Annotated in this window: 13 protein-coding genes; 9 read left to right on the top strand and 4 right to left on the bottom strand. The window is 67.4% G+C overall.

The genetic code is table 11. The features are described 5' to 3' along the window. The first annotated feature begins 80 nt into the window (after positions 1-80). From gcvPA to F792_RS0109430, 6 genes are all read left to right on the top strand, one after another. A complete protein-coding gene (gene gcvPA, locus F792_RS0109405; RefSeq protein WP_018169374.1) occupies positions 81-1,433 on the top strand; it encodes an aminomethyl-transferring glycine dehydrogenase subunit GcvPA in 1,353 nt (450 codons plus the stop codon). Between the two features lie 63 nt (positions 1,434-1,496). Beyond that, complete coding sequence (gene tpx, locus F792_RS0109410; protein WP_018146132.1) at positions 1,497-2,024, top strand: thiol peroxidase; 528 nt, start codon at positions 1,497-1,499, stop codon at positions 2,022-2,024. 81 nt (positions 2,025-2,105) lie between these two features. Beyond that, entirely contained in the window at positions 2,106-3,614 is a 1,509-nt protein-coding gene (gene gcvPB / locus F792_RS0109415; RefSeq protein ID WP_018169375.1) for an aminomethyl-transferring glycine dehydrogenase subunit GcvPB, read from the top strand. A 247-nt stretch (positions 3,615-3,861) separates the two neighbouring features. Further along, complete coding sequence (locus F792_RS0109420) at positions 3,862-6,234, top strand: PAS domain S-box protein (protein WP_018169376.1); 2,373 nt, start codon at positions 3,862-3,864, stop codon at positions 6,232-6,234. Positions 6,235-6,265: 31 nt separating this feature from the next. Continuing rightward, positions 6,266-9,808: a PAS domain S-box protein gene (locus F792_RS0109425; protein WP_018169377.1), complete on the top strand. Its 3,543-nt coding sequence runs from the start codon at positions 6,266-6,268 to the stop codon at positions 9,806-9,808. 24 nt (positions 9,809-9,832) lie between these two features. Continuing rightward, positions 9,833-10,192: a diacylglycerol kinase gene (locus F792_RS0109430; RefSeq protein ID WP_018169378.1), complete on the top strand. Its 360-nt coding sequence runs from the start codon at positions 9,833-9,835 to the stop codon at positions 10,190-10,192. Positions 10,193-10,381: 189 nt separating this feature from the next. On the opposite strand, the gene znuA is transcribed toward F792_RS0109430, so the two are convergent. Continuing rightward, positions 10,382-11,467: a zinc ABC transporter substrate-binding protein ZnuA gene (znuA, locus tag F792_RS0109435; protein WP_018169379.1), complete on the bottom strand. Its 1,086-nt coding sequence runs from the start codon at positions 11,465-11,467 to the stop codon at positions 10,382-10,384. 44 nt (positions 11,468-11,511) lie between these two features. On the opposite strand from znuA, the gene znuC reads away from it, so the two are divergent. Together znuC and znuB are read left to right on the top strand one after the other, a co-directional pair. Then, positions 11,512-12,345: a zinc ABC transporter ATP-binding protein ZnuC gene (gene znuC, locus F792_RS0109440; protein ID WP_018146126.1), complete on the top strand. Its 834-nt coding sequence runs from the start codon at positions 11,512-11,514 to the stop codon at positions 12,343-12,345. Continuing rightward, positions 12,342-13,163 carry a zinc ABC transporter permease subunit ZnuB gene (znuB, locus tag F792_RS0109445; RefSeq protein ID WP_026305946.1) on the top strand — a complete coding sequence of 274 codons (822 nt, stop codon included), beginning with the start codon at positions 12,342-12,344 and terminating at the stop codon, positions 13,161-13,163. Before znuC ends, znuB begins: the two co-directional genes overlap by 4 nt. 481 nt (positions 13,164-13,644) lie before the next feature. Here the strand turns inward: znuB and F792_RS0109450 are convergent, their stop codons facing one another. Genes F792_RS0109450 through lgt form a run of 3 tightly spaced genes read right to left on the bottom strand, consistent with a single transcriptional unit; the run spans position 13,645 to position 15,792 of the window. Then, positions 13,645-14,139 (bottom strand): dihydrofolate reductase, encoded by a 495-nt coding sequence (locus F792_RS0109450; protein ID WP_018169382.1) that lies wholly within the window; start codon positions 14,137-14,139, stop codon positions 13,645-13,647. Positions 14,140-14,156: 17 nt separating this feature from the next. After that, a complete protein-coding gene (locus F792_RS0109455) occupies positions 14,157-14,975 on the bottom strand; it encodes a thymidylate synthase (protein WP_018146123.1) in 819 nt (272 codons plus the stop codon). Between the two features lies 1 nt (position 14,976). Then, positions 14,977-15,792: a prolipoprotein diacylglyceryl transferase gene (gene lgt, locus F792_RS0109460; RefSeq protein WP_018169383.1), complete on the bottom strand. Its 816-nt coding sequence runs from the start codon at positions 15,790-15,792 to the stop codon at positions 14,977-14,979. 101 nt (positions 15,793-15,893) lie between these two features. On the opposite strand from lgt, the gene F792_RS0109465 reads away from it, so the two are divergent. After that, positions 15,894-17,927, top strand: a complete 2,034-nt coding sequence (locus tag F792_RS0109465) for a thioredoxin domain-containing protein (RefSeq protein WP_018169384.1) — start codon at positions 15,894-15,896, stop codon at positions 17,925-17,927. Positions 17,928-17,978: the final 51 nt, after the last annotated feature.

Here is a 17,978-nt window from a genome sequence, read left to right on the forward strand (position 1 = left end):
AGCCGCGTATCACCGGTCCCGGCCGCGTCCGGCCGGGACCCAACCGAACTTCGCCGCAATCGGCGAAAGCGAGACCTGACATGCCGTTTATCCCGCATACCGAAGAAGACATCCGTGCCATGCTCGACAGCATTGGCGCCGAATCCGTCGAGGACCTGTTCGACGAGATTCCCGCCGACCTGCGTGCGCCGCCACTCACGGGGATCCCCGAGGGCGAGAGCGAGATGGGCATCACCCGCCTGATGCAGGAGCGGGCTGCGAAGGACGGCATGCCATCGAATTTCATCGGGGCCGGTGCCTACGAGCACCACATCCCGGCCGCCGTGTGGCAGATCGCTACGCGCGGCGAGTTCTACAGCGCCTACACGCCGTACCAGGCGGAGGCCAGCCAGGGCACGCTGCAGCTGATCTACGAATACCAGACGATGATCAGCCGCCTGACCGGGATGGAGGTCTCCAACGCCTCCCTGTATGACGGGGCCTCCGCCCTGGCCGAGGCCGTGCTGATGGCGGTGCGCGTGAATCGCCGCTCCAAGGCCAAGCGCGTGCTGCTGCCGGGGGCGCTGCACCCGGACTATCGGAAGGTGGTGAAGACGCTGATCGGCAACCAGGGCATCGAACTGGTCGAACTGCCGTTCGACGAAACCACCGGCCAGACCCCGGTGGAGGTGCTGGCGCCGTTTGCGGACGACGACGTCACCGCCATGGTGATCAGCCAGCCCAACTTCTTCGGCATCCTGGAAGACGTGGATGCCCTGACCGGGTGGGCCGAAGAACGCGGCATCCCGGTTATCGCCGTGGTGAACCCGGTCTCGCTGGCGCTGCTAAAGCCGCCGGGCGAGTGGGGCGCCAATGGCGTGGACATCGTGGTCGGCGAGGGCCAGCCGCTGGGTGCGCCGCTGTCGTCCGGCGGGCCGTACTACGGCTTCATGACCACGCTGAAAAAGCATATCCGGCAGATGCCGGGGCGCATAGTCGGCCGTGCCGAGGACGCCGACGGCAAGCCTGGTTTCGTGCTGACCCTGCAGGCGCGCGAGCAGCATATCCGCCGCTCCAAGGCGACCTCGAACATCTGCACCAACCAGGGCCTGGTGGTGACGGCGTCGACGATCCATATGTCGCTGCTGGGTGACGAGGGCCTGACCCGCGTGGCCGAGGCCTGCTACGCCAACACCCATGCGCTGGTGGAAAAACTGGCCGCCAAGGGCATCAAGCCGCGCTTTACCGGCGAGTACTTCCACGAAGTCGCGCTGGACTTCGGCGGCGATGCCGCGACCCGCGTGCAGACCATGGCCGATGCCGGCGTGCTGGCGGGCCTCGAGCTGAGCCGGGACTATCCGCAGCTGGATGGCTGCGTGCTCGCCTGCGCCACCGAGACCAAGACCGAATCCGACCTGGAGCAGTACGTGACCACTTGGGAGCAGGCCGCCTGAGGCGGTTCGGCTTCCCACGGTCAACGACACCAAGCGCCATACACATCAAGCCGGGAGGCAACCATGGCCGAAATCAAGCTGCAAGGTAATCCGATCAACACCAACGGCGATCTGCCGCACGTGGGCTCGCCGGCCCCGGACTTCAAGCTGACCAACAAGGATCTGCAGGATGTCTCACTGGCCGACTTCGGCGACAAGCGCAAGCTGATCTCCATCGTGCCCAGCCTGGATACCCCGGTCTGCGCCGACTCCACCAAGAAGTTCAACGAGATGGTCGCCAGCCGTCCGGATCTCGAGATCCTGATCGTCTCCGCCGACCTGCCGTTCGCGATGAGCCGCTTCTGCGCCGCCGAGAACCTGGAACGCGTGACCGTGCTGTCGATGATGCGCGATCGCAACTTCGCCCAGGACTACGGCGTGCTGATCCAGGACGGCCCGCTGGCCGGGATCACCGCGCGCGGTGTGGTCGTGCTGGATACCGACAACCTGGTGATGCACGCCCAGCTGGTCTCCGAGATCGGCGACGAGCCGGACTACGACGCCGCGTTCGCGGCCCTGGATGATCGGGCCAACCTGAGCCCGACCCAGTAATCGGCCGGAGTCCCTCCGTGCCGCCGGTGGCCGGGCCTGTGCCCGGTCGCCGTCACCCGAATACGCAAGCGAGAAACCGCTATGAGCACCACTGAAGCCAATCTGATCTTCGAACGTTCCCGCGCCGGCCGCTCGGCCGTGGCCCAGGCGCCGCGCGACCACGCCGCGACCCGCATCCCGGCGAACCTGCAGCGCAAGTCCGCGCCGGGTCTGCCGGCGGCCTCGGAACTGGACGTGGTGCGGCACTACACGCGGTTGTCGCAGAAGAACTTCTCCATCGACACCGAGTTCTACCCGCTAGGCTCGTGCACGATGAAGTACAACCCGCGCGCCTGTAACAGCCTCGCGATGCTGCCCGGGTTCCTGAACCGGCATCCGCTTGCTCCGGCCAGCCACAGCCAGGGCTTCCTGCAGACGATGTTCGAATTGCAGGAGATGCTGAAGGAAGTGACCGGCATGAAGGCCGTGTCGCTGGCGCCGATGGCGGGTGCCCAGGGCGAGTACACCGGTGTGGCCATGATCCGCGCCTACCACGATTCCCGCGGCGATACCGAGCGCCGCGAGATCATCGTGCCGGATGCCGCCCACGGCACCAACCCGGCGACCGCGATCATGTGCGGCTACGAGGTGCGCGAGATCCCCACCGACGATACCGGTGACGTGGATATCGAGGCCCTGAAGGCGGCCGTGGGTCCGCACACCGCCGGGATCATGCTGACCAATCCGTCCACTGTGGGCGTGTTCGAACGGCGCATCAAGCAGATTGCCGGCATCGTGCACGAGGCCGGCGGCCTGCTGTACTACGACGGTGCCAACCTGAACGCGATCCTCGGCAAGGTGCGCCCGGGCGACATGGGCTTCGATGTGATCCACATGAACCTGCACAAGACCTTCTCCACGCCGCATGGTGGCGGTGGACCGGGTTCCGGTGCCGTGGGCGTGGCCGAACGGCTGCTGCCGTTCATGCCGATCCCGCACGTGATCGAAGCCGAGCAGGGCGGCTACCGCTTTGCCGAGGAAACCGATCGTCCGCAGAGCATCGGGCGCCTGTCCGCCTTTGCCGGGAACGCCGGTGTGCTCCTGCGGGCCTATATCTACATGCGCATGCTGGGCCGCGAGGGCATGGTGCGGGTCTCCGAATTCTCGACCCTGAATGCCAACTACCTGGCGCGCGAACTGGCCGCGGCCGGGTTCGACCTGGCCTATCCCAAGCGCCGTGCCACGCACGAGTTCATCGTGACCATGAAGAAGCAGGCCAAGGAACGTGGACTGACTGCGGGCGATGTGGCCAAGCGCCTGCTCGACCACGGCTACCATGCGCCGACCACTTACTTCCCGCTGCTGGTGCCGGAGTGCCTGCTGGTAGAGCCGACCGAGACCGAGTCGAAAGAGACCCTGGACGGCTTCGTCGAGGCGATGGCCTGCATCTTGGCCGAGTCGGAGAACGACATGGACACGATCAAGGGCGCGCCACACACGCTACCGAACCGGCGCTTCAACGAAGTGGCCGCCGCCAAGGCGCTGGATGTCGTGTTCCAGCCCGCCGAGGACGGGGACGCCAGCGCGCCGCGCACCGGTACGCACGGCTGACGGGATTCCCGGGGACCCGCCCCGGGCTTCCTGGTTCGTCCTGTAACGCCCCCGCTTGTCGGGGGCGTTTCCGTTTTGCAGGGCAGTAAACGCCTTATTGTGGGGTCAAGCGGAAACCGGACTGGTTATCTGGTAGGTTTCTGGACTCAGTCTACCAATCCACCGCCAGGTCCGAGGGCAGAAGACACGCCGGGCGTGTCTTTGACGAAGTCTCTGCAAAGAGAGACGCAGACGGACAAGGAACCCAATGAGCGAGATTTGTGCCATCCACGGCTATGCGGCGCTGTTCGAGCATGCGCCGGTGGGGCTGGCCGAGATGGATACCGAGGGGCGCATCCTGCGCGCCAATCCCCGCCTGGGCGCCTTGCTGGCCTGTGATCCGGCGGATCTGGCGGACGCGATCCTGCAAGACTACGTGTGCCCGGACGACCGCGAGCGTTGCGCGGCGCGGCGTCACGTCCTGTTGAACGGGGATTGCAGCACCAGCAGCTTCGAGGCGCGTCTGCTGGATGCCACCGATCAGGCGCACTGGGTGGAGTTGGCGGTTAGCCGGATCCCGGCCACCGAGGACTGCCCCGAGGCCCTGCTCGTGGCAGTCGCCGATATTGGCGTGCGCAAGGAGACGGAGCAGCGTACCGAGACCCTGCTGCGCGCCAGTCCGGCCGTGATCTACACCATGGACCCCTCGGACTTCGGCACCATGACCTGGCTCAGCCCCAACGTGCAGGCCGTCACTGGCTGGGCGCCAGAGCAGGTTACCGGCCAGCCGGACTGGTTGCAGGCCCACCTGGCTCGCGAGGATTACCAGCGTTGCGCCGGCCAGGTGAAGCGCTGGCTGGCCGATGGCGCGCGCGGATTCTGTCGCCTGAGCTATCGCCAGCGCATGCCCAGCGGGCACTGGCAATGGCTGGAGGATCAGGTGACCGCGATCCGCGACGGTCAGGGCGCGGTCGTCGAACTGGTGGGTGCCTTCCAGGACGTGGGGGCGCGGGAGGAGACCGAGCGGCATCTGGAAAAGATTGCGCACAACCTGCCCGGGGTGATCTACCAGTACCGCCAGTACCCGGATGGCCGGGCGTCGTTCCCGTATGCCAGTGAGGGCATGGCCGATGTGTACGGCGTGACGCCCGAGGCCGTAATGCTCGATGCCCGCCGCGTTTTCGACGTGATCCACCCGGATGATGTCGAGCGGGTCGCCGCCAGTATCGAGGCCTCCATGCGCTGCCTGGAATCGTGGCGTCAGCGCTATCGCGTGCGCCACCCCGAGCGCGGCGAGATCTGGGTGGAAGGGCATGCCAGTCCCGAGGCACTGGAGGATGGCAGTGTGCTCTGGTTCGGGGTGATCCTGGACATCACCGAACGGGTGCAGGCCGAAGAGGTCCTGCATCTGCGCGAGCGCGAGCTGGCCGAGGCCCAGCGCATCGCGCATATCGGCAACTGGGTGTCGGACTTTGTCCGCAACGAGGTTCGCTGGTCGGACGAGGTCTTCCGGATTTTCGGGATGTCCCGCGGTGAATGGGGCGGGACGCACGAGGCCTTTATGCATGCGGTGCATCCGGGCGATCGCGAACAGGTCCAGGCCGAGGTGGATGCCTCGCTGGGTGGGGACGGGGCGCTTGATATCGTGCACCGGGTTCTGCGCCCGGACGGCGACGTGCGCGTGGTGCACGAACGCGGTTATGTAGAGTTCGATGCCGCTGGACGCGTCCAGCGGATGATCGGCACGGTCCAGGACATCACCGAACGCCATCATCTGGAGCAGGAGCAGCGTCTGCTGGCGGCGACCTTCGACAGCAGTCAGGCGATCTTCATCACCGATGTCGAGGGTACGATCCAGCGCGTCAACGCGACCTTTGCCGACCTCACGGGATTCACCGAGGAAGACGCGGTGGGCCAGAATCCGCGCATCATGAATTCGGGCCGTCAGGACCGCGGCTTTTATGAGGAGATGTTCCAGTCCGTGCGTGAAAACGGCCACTGGTCCGGCGAGGTGTGGAACCGGCGCAAGGATGGCCGGATCTTCCCCCTGCACGAGATCGTGACTGCGATCCGGGATGCCAGCGGCGTGATCGAGTACTACATCGCCATGTTCCACGACATCTCGCGGCAGAAGGAGCTGGAGGCTGCACTGGAATATCAGGCCTTCTACGACACGCTGACCGATGCCGCCAATCGGGGCCATTTCGAGGCATTGCTGGAGCAGGAGGCCCGGCGGGCGGAGCGCTATGCAGACCCCTGTTCGCTGGTGATGCTGGACCTGGACCACTTCAAGCGGATCAACGACACCCATGGCCACGACATCGGCGACGAGGTCCTGCGCCGGGTGGTGGCGACGGCCGGCGAACGCCTGCGCCAGTCCGATGTTCTGGGCCGTTGGGGTGGCGAGGAATTCATGGTCATGCTGCCCAGTACCCGGGCCGAAGATGCCTGCCGCCTGGCCGAGGATCTGCGCCGGCAGGTGGCCGCGCTGGATCTGCCCCGGGTCGGGCAGGTGACCATCAGTCTGGGGGTGGCGGAGTGTTGTCGTGGCGAGGCGATCAAGGACTGGATCAAGCGTGCGGACGATGCGATGTACCGGGCCAAGCACTCGGGGCGCAATCGGGTCGTATGGCAGGATTGACGGCCACGGCCAAACTCCTGGGGGAGGCTTGATGGATCCTGCGGAGCATGCAGGCACGGGCTTGTTCCACCGGGCCGCCGTGGGGCTGGTGTTTCTGGAGGCCAGTGGCCGCATTCATGCGGCCAATGCGCGCCTGGCGGAATGGCTGGGCTGCGCGGCGGATGACTTCGATGGTGTGCGGCTGGCCGAGTGTGTGCCGCAGGGGCAGCACAAGGCGTTGATGGACGCCCTCGCACGCTCCGGCTCGGCCGAAGTGACCCTGGAGCTTTCGCTCAGGGCGCCGCACGTCGAGGACGCGAAGGCGGTTGCCTGCACGCTGGCGCTGGCGCCCGACCCGGACGGGCGGCTCGCCACCGTGCAGCGCCAGGCGCAAGGCGATTCCGCCGCCCAGGTCTACGAGCAGATCTTTACCGCCAATACCGCCCCGAAGCTGCTGATCAACCCCGAGGATGGCGGGATCGTCGATGCCAATCCGGCCGCAGTGGCGTTCTACGGCTATTCGGCCGAGGCGTTGAAGGCCATGTGCATCCAGGACATCAACACGCTCTCGGCGGACGACGTGCGCACCGAGATGGAGCGGGCGGCTCGCGAGGAACGCCGCTTCTTCCGTTTTCGCCACCGCATCTGCGGGGGCGAGATCCGCGATGTCGAGGTGTATTCCGGCCCGGTGGTGCTGGACGGGACCCAATATCTCTACTCGATCATTCACGATGTCTCGGAGACCCGGCGCTACGAGCAGGAGTTGGAGTTCTACGGAATCGCGTTTGGTCGGCTTCCGGTGGGTGTCTACCGTAATACCCCGGGGCCAGAGGGCCGCTTTGTGCGGCTCAATCCGGCCATGGTGGAGCTGTTCGAGGCGGAAACCGAGACCGAACTGCGTTCGACGCCGGTCCACGAGCTCTACCGCGATCCGGTCGAGCGCGAGGCCTTCAGTCGCGACCTCAAGGCCTACGGGCGGGTTGTCGGTCGCGAGTTGGATCTAAGGACACTGCGGGGACGCCCGTTTCGTGCCCGGATCACCGCGTACCGGACCGAGGATGGGGATGGTCGGCATGTGTTCGATGGCGTGATCGAGGATGTCACTGAATTGCGCGCGGCCGAGGCGTTCCAGACGCGCTTGCTGGGCAGTCTGGCCGAAGGGGTCTTTGGGCTGGATCGCTATGGTCGCTATACCTTCCTGAATCCGGCGGCCTGTCGTCTGCTGGGTTTCGAGGGCGAAGGCGATGCTCTGGGACGGGATGCGCATTCGACCAACCATCACACGCTGGTGGACGGGACCCCCTATCCACCCGAGGCCTGCCCGATCCGCCGTGTCCTCGATACCGGAAAACCGCTGGACTCCTGGGACGATCACTTCGTGCGCGCCGACGGGATCCTGTTTCCGGTGAGCGTCTTTACCGCACCCACGTTCGACGTATCCGGCCGGGTCGACGGCGCCGTGGTCTCGTTCCAGGACCAGACCGCCCGGCATGAGCGCGAGGCGCGTCTGACCAAGGCAACCAGCCACCTGCCCGGGGCGATCTACCAGTATCGGTTGTATCCGGACGGACGCCACGCCTTCCCGTTCGTCAGCGAAGGCGTCCAGCGGGTGTACGGGTTGTCCCCTGACGAGATCCAGGAGGACGCCGATGCGGCCTTCGCTCGGGTGAACCCCGACGACCTCCCGCGTATCCAGGCCAGCATCCAGGAGTCGGCGCGCTTGCTGGGGCCCTGGCAGGTGCGTTTCCGCGTCCGCCATCCGTTACGCGGGACGGTCTGGGTCGAGGGCCGCGCGACGCCGCAAGTCCTGCGAGCGGACGGCAGTATGGTCTGGCACGGGGTGATGATCGACATCACCGAGCAGGTGGCGATGGAGGAGGCCCTGCGTGAGCGTGGCGAGGAACTGGCCGCGGCGCAGCGCATCGCGCACGTGGGGAGCTGGGTCTGGACGATCCAGGAGGATCGCACGCGCTGGTCGGACGAGGTCTATCGTATCTTCGGCCTGCGGCGGGAGGATTGGGAGGCGAACTATGCGGGCTTCTTGCAGGCCGTGCACCCGGACGACCGGGATCGCGTGGCCGCCACGGTGGAGGCGGCGCTGGAGACCGGGGAGTACGACATTCATTTCCGGGTCCTGCGGCCCGATGGCCGTGAGCGCGTGGTCCACACGCGCGGCGCGGTCGAGCGCGATGGCGGCGGCAAGCCCCGACGCCTGATCGGGACGGTGCAGGACGTGACCGACCGCCGCGCGCTGGAGGAGAACCTGCGCCGGCTGGTCGGCATCCTGGAGTTCACCCCCGATGTGGTCGGCATGCACGGGCCGGACGGGAACATGCTGTTCCTGAATGCGGGCGGGCGTGCATTGTTCGGTCTGCCACCGGCCTCCGGAGAGCCGTGGGACCCCGAAACCGGCTGGAATACCCGAAGCCTGCCGACGGAGGTGGGTTCCCTGGAGACCACGGTCCGGCGGTTCCATCCGCCCTGGGCCGCGGACCATATCCTGCAGGAGGCGGTCCCGGTGGCGATGCGCGAGGGCATCTGGCAGGGCGAGACTGTCGTGCTGGATGGCGAAGGCCACGAAGTGCCGGTGTCCCAGGTCATCATGGTTCGCCACGATGGCCAGGGGCAGGTGCGGCAAATCTCGACCATCCTGCGTGATCTCTCGCAACGCAAGGCCGTGGAAGAGGCCCTGCGCGAGAGCGAGGCGCGTTTCCGTCAGCTGGCCGGGTCCGTGAACGAGGTCTTCTGGCTGCAGGACGAGCATTCGATTTTGTACGTCAATCCGGCCTACGAACGGGTCTGGGGGTACAGCCGCGAGCACCTGTACCGCGACCGGACCGAGATGCTGGAGGCCGTGCATCCGGAGGACCGTGCCCGGGTGGAGGCGGTGTTTCTTTCCGGGGCTTTCGGGGACGGAACGGCCGACGAGACCTTTCGAATTCTGCGCCCGGACGGGGAGCAGCGCTGGGTTCGGGTCCGCCGTTACCCGATTGCGGACACAGAGGGTCGGGTGACCCGGGTGGCCGGAACGGCGGTCGACATCACCGCGCTGAAGGCCACCCAGCAAGAGCTGGAACGCAACCAGGCGGAACTCGAGCGTCAGGCCTTCTATGACCGACTGACCGGTGTTGCGAATCGGCGCTATTTCGAAAGCCTGCTGGATCGCGAAGTCGAGCGCGCCGAACGCTACGGACAGGGATTCTCGCTGGTGATGTTCGACCTCGATCACTTCAAGAAGGTCAACGACACCTATGGTCATGCCGCCGGGGATGTGGTGTTGCAGGAGGTGACCCGCGTGGCGGGCGAACGCCTGCGTGGCGCGGATGTGCTCGGGCGCTGGGGGGGCGAGGAGTTCATGGTCCTGCTTCCGGGCGACCCGGCGGAGGCCGGCGCACGGGTGGCGGAGTTGATCCGGGCGCGGGTGGCCGGGCATGCCTTCCCGGGCGTAGGCAGGGTCACGGTCAGCCTCGGGGTGGCGGCGTTTCACCCCGGCGAGCCCCGCGGTGAGCTGCTGCGGCGGGTCGACGAGGCGCTCTACCGCGCCAAGCGCGAGGGCCGCAACCGGGTGGCCGTGGCGCCGCCGCCCGCCGCATGACGGGGCGCACCGAGGGGAATCCGGGTGGCGCATAGTGGCCGACGCGGTCTGGGCCGGGTGCTGCATGCCTTCGGGTATTCCTGGCGCGGGCTGCGCGAGGCGTATCAGCACGAGTCGGCGTTTCGTCAGGAGCTGGCGTTGCTCGCGGTATTGCTGCCGCTGGCGATCTGGTTGGGCGAGAGCGGGGTGGAGCGGGCTCTGCTGGTCGGCAGTGCCTTGTTGATCCTGGTGGTGGAACTGCTGAACTCGGCGGTGGAGGCGGCAATCGACCGGTTTGGCGACGAACGCCATCCGCTGTCGGCGCGCGCCAAGGACATGGCCTCGGCCGCGGTGCTGGTCAGCTTCCTCCTGGCGGCGCTGGTGTGGGGGCTGATCCTGCTCTGACCGCGGTGGGCATCCGGGCCTTTTCCCTTTGGTTACCCCGGCCGAAGCGAAGCGCAGAGCCGGGATATCCGGCCTCGGGGGCTGTCCCGGCGTGGGAGATCCCGGATAACCGCTACGCGGTTTCCGGGGTGACGGCACAGGAAGGTGGGGCGGCGATGCGCAGCGTCCGGAGGTGGGGCCGCGTGTCCGTCAGGAGCCGTTATGTGCCATGCAGTCGGTGAAGCCGTCCGCCATACCCTGCATCAGCAGGAACCAGGCATCGGGGCCAGGCTCCAGCTCCGCGCCGATTGGATCGAGCATGCCGAGCCGGGTCCCGGTACCCTCGGCCACGGTTTCCGCCAGCGCCGGGCGAAACTGCGGTTCGGTGAACAGGCAGGCGACATCGCCCTGTGCCAGACGGCCGCGTAGTTCGGACAGCCGGCGGGCCCCGGGCATGCGCGAGGGATCGACGCTGATGGAGCCGGCCGCGTTCAGGCCATAGTGCTGCTCGAAGTACTGGTAGGCGTCGTGAAACACCATGAAGCGCTGGTCGCGTACCGGCGCCAGTTGCTCGGCGATCCTGGCGTCCATCTCGTCGATGCGCTGGAGCAGGCCGTCCCGGTTGTCCCGGATCGTTGCGGCCTGTTCCGGATCGAGTTCCGCGAGGCGCTCCGCAAGCTGTTCGACGATGGCCCGTGCGACGCCCGGCGACAGCCACAGGTGGCTGTCGTAATCGCCATGTGCATGCCCGTGCCCGTCGTCATGCGCGGCGTGTCCATGATTATCCGAGCCGTGAGCATCGTGGTCGTGCGCGTCATGGTCGTGTGCGTGGTCCGCGTGTCCGTTGTGATCGTCGTGGGGATGATCGTCATGCCCATGGCCGCCATCGTCGCCGTGGTCATGATGGCCTTCCCATACGCCCCCGGTGCGGCCCTCCAGAAGATCGAGATCGAGGTCGTGCATCAGGCTGATGACCGTCGCGCGGTCGGCGATCCCGTGCAGCGAGCGCTCCAGAAAGCCCTCGAGCTCCGGACCGACCCAGACCACCAGGTCGGCCTGCTGCAGGCGCCGTGCCTCGGAGGGACGCATGGAATAGCCGTGGGGCGATGCGCTGGCCGGCACCAGCAGTTCCACCTCGTGGGTGTCGCCGGCCAGCGCGGCAACCAGGCTGTGAATCGGTAGAATCGATGCGACGATGCGCGGGCTGTCGGCCTGCGCGGGCATGGCCACCGTCACCAGAAACGCCAGGGCCAGGAGCAGGGCGAGGAAGGTCGGGCGGCGGGCAGCAGAGCGCATGGGCGGATTCTCCATCGGATTCAATAACGTTATAGTATACCAATATGAATCGCGAAACCCCTTCCCCGCACGCGCAACCGGCGACGGACGCCTCGCCGTTGCTGGCCGCCCGCGACGTCTCGCTGGAACGCGGCGGGCGGGTGATCCTGGATCATGTCTCGGTCCAGGTGCGGCCGGCCGAGGTGACCGTGGTGATCGGCCCCAACGGGGCGGGCAAGACCTCGCTGTTGCGAGTGCTGCTGGGACTGTGGAAGCCGGGACAGGGCCGGGTACAACGCCGGCGCGGGCTGCGCATCGGCTACATGCCGCAGCGCCTGCAGATCGAGCCGGTGCTGCCATTGTCGGTGCGGCGTTTTCTGACGCTGCGCCAGCGGGCCCCGGAGGCCGTCCTGCGCGAAGGCCTGGAGCGGGTCGGCGTGCCGCATCTGCTGCACAAGCCGGTGCAGTCGCTTTCCGGCGGCGAGATGCAGCGGGTGCTGCTGGCGCGCGCCCTGCTCAATCGCCCGAACCTGCTGGTGCTGGACGAGCCCGCCCAGGGGGTGGATATTGTCGGCCAGGGCGAGGTGTTCAAGCTGATCGATGACATCCGCCACGAGACCGGCTGCGGGGTGCTGATGGTGTCGCATGACCTGCACCTGGTGATGGCCGGGGCCGATGCGGTGATCTGCCTGAACCAGCATGTGTGCTGCACCGGCCGGCCGGAGGAGGTATCGCGGCATCCCGAGTACCAGCGTCTGTTCCCGGAGACGGACATGCAGGGGATCGGGGTCTACCGGCACGATCACGACCACGTGCACGATGTGGCCGGGGATGTACACGAACATCACGCCGGCTGCGGCCATGCCCACCGGCCCGGTCCCGGGGGCGATTCCCGATGATGGATGGCCTGCTCGACGATTTCCTGATTCGTGCCCTCCTGGCGGGGCTGATGGTGGCCGCCGTCGCGGGCCCGCTGGGGGCCTTCGTGGTCTGGCGCCGCATGGCCTATTTCGGCGATACCGTGTCGCATTCGGCGCTGCTGGGCGTCGCCCTCGGGGTACTCCTGGGGCTGAACCTGAACCTGATGGTCACGATCGTGTGCGTGGCCATCGCCATCCTGCTGGTACTGCTGCAGCGGCGGCAGGAACTGGCCTCGGACACCCTGCTCGGGATTCTCGCGCACAGTTCATTGTCGCTGGGGATCGTCGCCGTCACCTTTATCGAGGGGCTGCGGGTGGACCTGATGGCCTATTTGTTCGGCGACATCCTCGCGGTCGGCACCGGGGACCTGCTGTCCATCGCCATCGGCGGGGGTGTGGCCCTGCTGCTGCTGATCCTGCTGTGGCGTCCGCTATTGGCGCTGACGGTGCACGAGGAACTGGCGCAGGTGGAGGGCGTTCCGGTACTCCTGGTACGGCTGGGCCTGATGCTGTTGATCGCGCTGGTGATCGCGGCGGCGATGCAGGTGGTCGGCGTGCTGCTGATCACGGCGCTGATGATCATCCCGGCGGCCAGTGCCCGGCGCTTTGCGGCCACCCCCGAGCAGATGGCGATCCTCGCCGGCATCATCGGCATGCTGGCCGTGGGGGCCGGGCTGTGGGGCTCCTTCCAGTACGACACCCCGACCGGCCCGACCATCGTGGTCGCCGCGATGCTGGGCTTCATCCTGGTCCACCTGCTGCCCGGCCGCCTGATCCCCCACTTTGGCGGGCGCTGACAACACCTTTCTTCACCACGAAGCGCACGAAGGCACGAAGAACGGGCTAAGGATCCGGGCGATTGTGCCCCCTAGGGTGCACAGAGAAAGATTGTTCCTGATTAGCCACGAGGGTCAGCCAGTCAGGGGGATCGTCCAGGGGCGCAAATAGCCCGCCGCAGGTCGCTTTAATCCGGGCCTTTCTGGAGTGTCCCCGTCCCCGTCCCCGTCACCGTCCCCGTCCCCGTCCCCGTCCCCGTCCCCGTCCCCGTCCCCGGCCCCGGCCCTTGCCCCTGTACTGTCATCCCGGCCGCAGCGAAGCGAAGGGCCGGGAACCCCGGCCGCCGTGATCCCGGATAACCGCTACGTGGTTTCCGGGATCACGAAGCAGGAGGGGCGTGGAGCCCTGGGGCGTGTACCACTGCGCTCCGGGGCCACCTTCGGCCGCCGGGTGCTGTACACACCCGGGCCCGCACGGTCCCTGGACGGCGCCGGGTCGCGTTCAGCGGCGGCGTTCGAGGCGTTCGAAGGTGAAGGGGCAGGCGTGGCGTTCGTCGGCTTCGTGGTGCTCGGACCAGACGACGTCCCAGTCCGCGGGGTCGAGGGCGGGGAAGAAGGTGTCGCCGGCATGGCACTCGTGCACCCGGGTCAGGTGCAGCACGTCGGCGCGCGGCAGGGTCTCCTCGAACAGGCCGGCGCCGCCGATCACGAAGGCGGGGCCGGCCTCGATGGTGGCCAGCGCCGCATCCAGATCGCGATAGACCTCGACACCCTCCGCTTGCCAGTCCGCCTGGCGCGTCAGCACCAGGTTGCGGCGATTCGGCAGCGGCCGTCCGATGGATTCGAAGGTGCGCCGACCCATGATCATCGGGTGACCGGCAGTCATTCGCTTGAAGTGCTGCAGGTCTTTCGGCAGGTGCCAGGGCAGGTCGTTGTCGCGCCCGATCACGTGATCCGGATCGAGCGCGACCATCAGATGAATCTCGGGCTGGGGCATGGGGACTCCGGTAACGCTCAGATCGCGATGGGGGCCTTGATCGGGGGGTGCGACTGGTAGTCGCGCACCTCGATGTCGTCGAAGGTGAAGGCGAACAGGTCGGTGACGTCCGGGTTCAGGTGCAGGGTTGGCAGCGGCAGCGGTTCGCGCCCGAGCAGTTCTTCGACCTGCTCCTGGTGGTTGCGGTAGAGGTGGGCGTCGCCGAAGGTATGGACGAACTCGCCGGGCTTCAGGCCCACCACCTGCGCGAGCATGTGGGTCAGCAGCGCGTAGCTGGCGATGTTGAACGGCACGCCTAGAAACACATCCGCGCTGCGCTGGTAGAGCTGGCAGGACAGGCGATCGTCGGCCACGTAGAACTGGAACAGGGTGTGGCAGGGGGCCAGGGCCATGCGCCCAGCCTCCGCGTTGGCCTGTGGCGAGATGGATTCGTCCGGCAGGTCGGCCACGTTCCAGGCACTGATGATGTGGCGCCGGGAGTGGGGGCGGTTCCTCAGGTTGTCGATCAGTTCGGCAAGCTGGTCGTGGCCGGCCCAGTTGCGCCACTGCGCGCCGTAGACGGGACCCAGGTCGCCGGCCGCGGTGGCCCACTCGTCCCAGATGCGGACCTTGTGCTCGCGCAGGTAGCCGACATTGGTATCGCCGGCGATGAACCACAGCAGTTCGTGGATTACCGAGCGCAGATGGGTGCGTTTGGTGGTGACCAGCGGGAAGCCGTCGGCCAGGTCGAAGCGCATCTGATAGCCGAATACCGAGCGCGTGCCGGTACCGGTGCGGTCCGGGCGGTCCGTGCCGTGGTCGCGGATGTGCCGCACCAGGTCCAGGTATTGCTGCATCTCAGGCGGTCTCCGGGGCCGGGCGGGGTGCGGGCAGGGGGTTGCGCCGCGACCAGACGATCAGGGCAACGCCGAACAGGATCACCGGCAGGGTCAGGACCTGCCCCATGGTGAGCCAGTCGAAGGCGAGGTAGCCGAGATGGGCGTCGGGCACGCGGACGAACTCGACCGCGAAGCGGAAGCTGCCGTAAAGCGTCAGGAACAGCCCGGAGATCAGTCCGGTACGCCGCGGCTGGCGCGAGACGACCCACAACACCACGAACAGCACGAGCCCTTCGAGAAAGGCCTGGTACAGCTGCGACGGATGACGGGGGATGTAGTCCGCGGCCGGGAAGACCATGGCCCAGGGCAGGTCGGTGGGTTTGCCCCACAGCTCGCCGTTGATCCAGTTGCCGATGCGCCCGGCGCCCAGGCCGATCGGGATCAGGGGGGCGATGAAGTCGGTCAGACGGAAGAACGGCTGGCCGATCTTGCGGGCGTATAGCCAGCAGGTGACCAGCACGCCGGCCAGCCCGCCGTGGAAGGCCATGCCGCCCTCCCAGATGCGGAACAGGCTCAGCGGGTCGGTCAGCGTCGTGTCGAGGTTGTAGAACAGTGCATAGCCGAGCCGCCCGCCGACGACGACCCCGAGTACGCCCCAGAACAGCAGGTCACCGACCTGCCAGGGGTGCAGGGGGTCCCAGTTGCGGGTGCGTGTGCGCCATACGCCCAGCGCCCAGAAGGCGACAAATCCGACCAGGTATGTCAGGCCGTACCAGTACAGGGTTAGTGGGCCGACGGACAGGGCGACGGGGTCGATAAACGGGTGTGTGGGCATGGGCGCTTGCGGATGAAAAACCGGCTGCACATGCTACTCGCCCGGGCCCCGGCATGCACCTGTATGTCGCTAGCCCGATCCACCTGCAAGGAGGCCGCGCGATGAATCGACTGGCCGGGGCCAGCAGCCCGTATCTGCTGCAGCACGCCGACAATCCCGTGGACTGGTACCCCTGGGGCGAGGAGGCGCTGGAGCGCGCCCGCCGCGAGGACAAGCCGATCCTGCTCTCGATTGGCTACTCTGCCTGCCACTGGTGCCACGTGATGGCGCACGAGTCCTTCGAGCACTCGGACACCGCCGCGGTGATGAACGAACGCTTCATCAACATCAAGGTGGACCGCGAGGAGCGCCCGGACCTCGACCGCATCTACCAGAACGCGCACATGCTGCTGTCGCAGCGCCCCGGAGGCTGGCCGCTGACCGTCTTCCTGACCCCGGACCAGGTGCCGTTTTTTGCCGGGACCTACTTCCCGAACACCCCGCGCCACGGCCTGCCATCGTTCGTGGACCTGATGACCCGGGTGTCCGATTTCCTCGCCGAGCACCCCGAGGAGATCCAGCGCCAGAACGACTCGTTGCAGCAGGCACTGGGGCGGATCTACAGCCCGGCCGGTGGCGCGATCCCGGCCCTCAGTGTCATCGACAAGGGGCGCGCCGAACTGGCGAAGACCTTCGACGAGCAGTTCGGCGGTTTCGGGGACGCCCCCAAGTTCCCGCACCCAGCGTCGCTCGAGTGGCTGGCCTGGCACTCGGCGCGCCATGGCGATGCCGAGGCGGAGCGCATGCTGGCCCGTACCCTGGGTGCGATGGCCGCCGGCGGGATCTTCGATCAGGTGGGCGGTGGCTTCTGCCGCTACTCGGTGGATGCCCGCTGGATGATCCCGCACTTCGAGAAGATGCTCTACGACAACGGGCCGTTGCTGGGGCTGTACGCCGAGCGCGCCGCCCACGGCGACGAATGCGCGCGGCGGGTGGTGGAGCCGACGGTCGCCTGGCTGGAGCGCGAGATGCGGGATCCCTCCGGGGCCTTTTATTCGAGCCTGGACGCGGACTCCGAGGGCGAGGAAGGACGCTTCTATGTCTGGGACCCGGAGACGGTCCAGGCGCTCCTGACGGAGGACGAGTGGGCCGTCGCCAGCCGGGTCTGGGGACTCCACGGCCCGGCCAATTTCGAGGGGCGCTGGCATCTGCACGAGGTGGCACCAGCGGCGACCGTCGCGGATGCGCTGGGGATCGACGAAGCGGAGGCGAACACGCGTCTGGACCGGGCCCGCGAACGCCTGCTCGCGGCACGCGAGGACCGGGTGCGACCGCATCGCGACGAGAAGATCCTGGGCGCCTGGAATGCCCTGATGATCGCGGGCCTGGCGCGTGCCGCGCGCGCCCTGGAGCGCCCGGAATGGTTGCGCCTGGCACGCGAGGCGATGACCGCCGTGCGCGAGCGTCTGTGGCGCGACGGCCGGTTGTGCGCCAGCGTGCGCGAGGGGGCGACCGGCGCGATGCCGCGCGCCTACCTGGACGATCACGCCCTGTTGCTGGAGGCCACGCTGGCGCTGCTGGAGGCCGAGTGGGACAGCGACCTGCTGGCCTGGGCCACCACGCTGGCCGACACCCTGCTGGAGGACTTCGAGGACCGCGAACAGGGCGGTTTCTTCTTCACCGCCCGGGATCACGAGGCACTGATCCAGCGCCCGAAGGTCTATGCCGACGATGCCATGGCGGCCGGCAACGGGACCGCCGCTCAGGTATTGCAGAAACTCGGGTTCCTGCTGTCCGAACCCCGCTACCTGGAGGCGGCCGAGCGCACGCTGGCGAACGCCGGCCCGATGGTCGAGCAGGCGCCACTGGGCCACATGAGCCTGCTGACCGCGCTGGACATCCATTACCAGGCGCCGGCCCTGGTCGTGCTGCGGGGGCCAGCCGACGAACTTCCCGCGTGGCAGCAGCGACTGCGGGTGCAGGATGCTCCGGTGTGGACCTTCGCGATTCCCGCGCCGGCCGGCGATCTGCCCGCCGCGCTCGCGGAGAAAGCCGCCCCGGAGACGGGCGTGCGGGCCTATGTCTGTCGCGGGTTGCAGTGCGCGGCCCCGGTGACCGATCCCGTTGCGCTGGAAGGTGCGCTCGACGAGGGTTGAATCGCCCGGACTCGCACCTACGGTAGAATGAGAGCCCGTGTGCAGGAGCCT

It is taken from the genome of Thioalkalivibrio sp. ALMg9 (assembly GCF_000380625.1).
GTDB classification, from domain to species: Bacteria; Pseudomonadota; Gammaproteobacteria; order Ectothiorhodospirales; family Ectothiorhodospiraceae; genus Thioalkalivibrio; species Thioalkalivibrio versutus.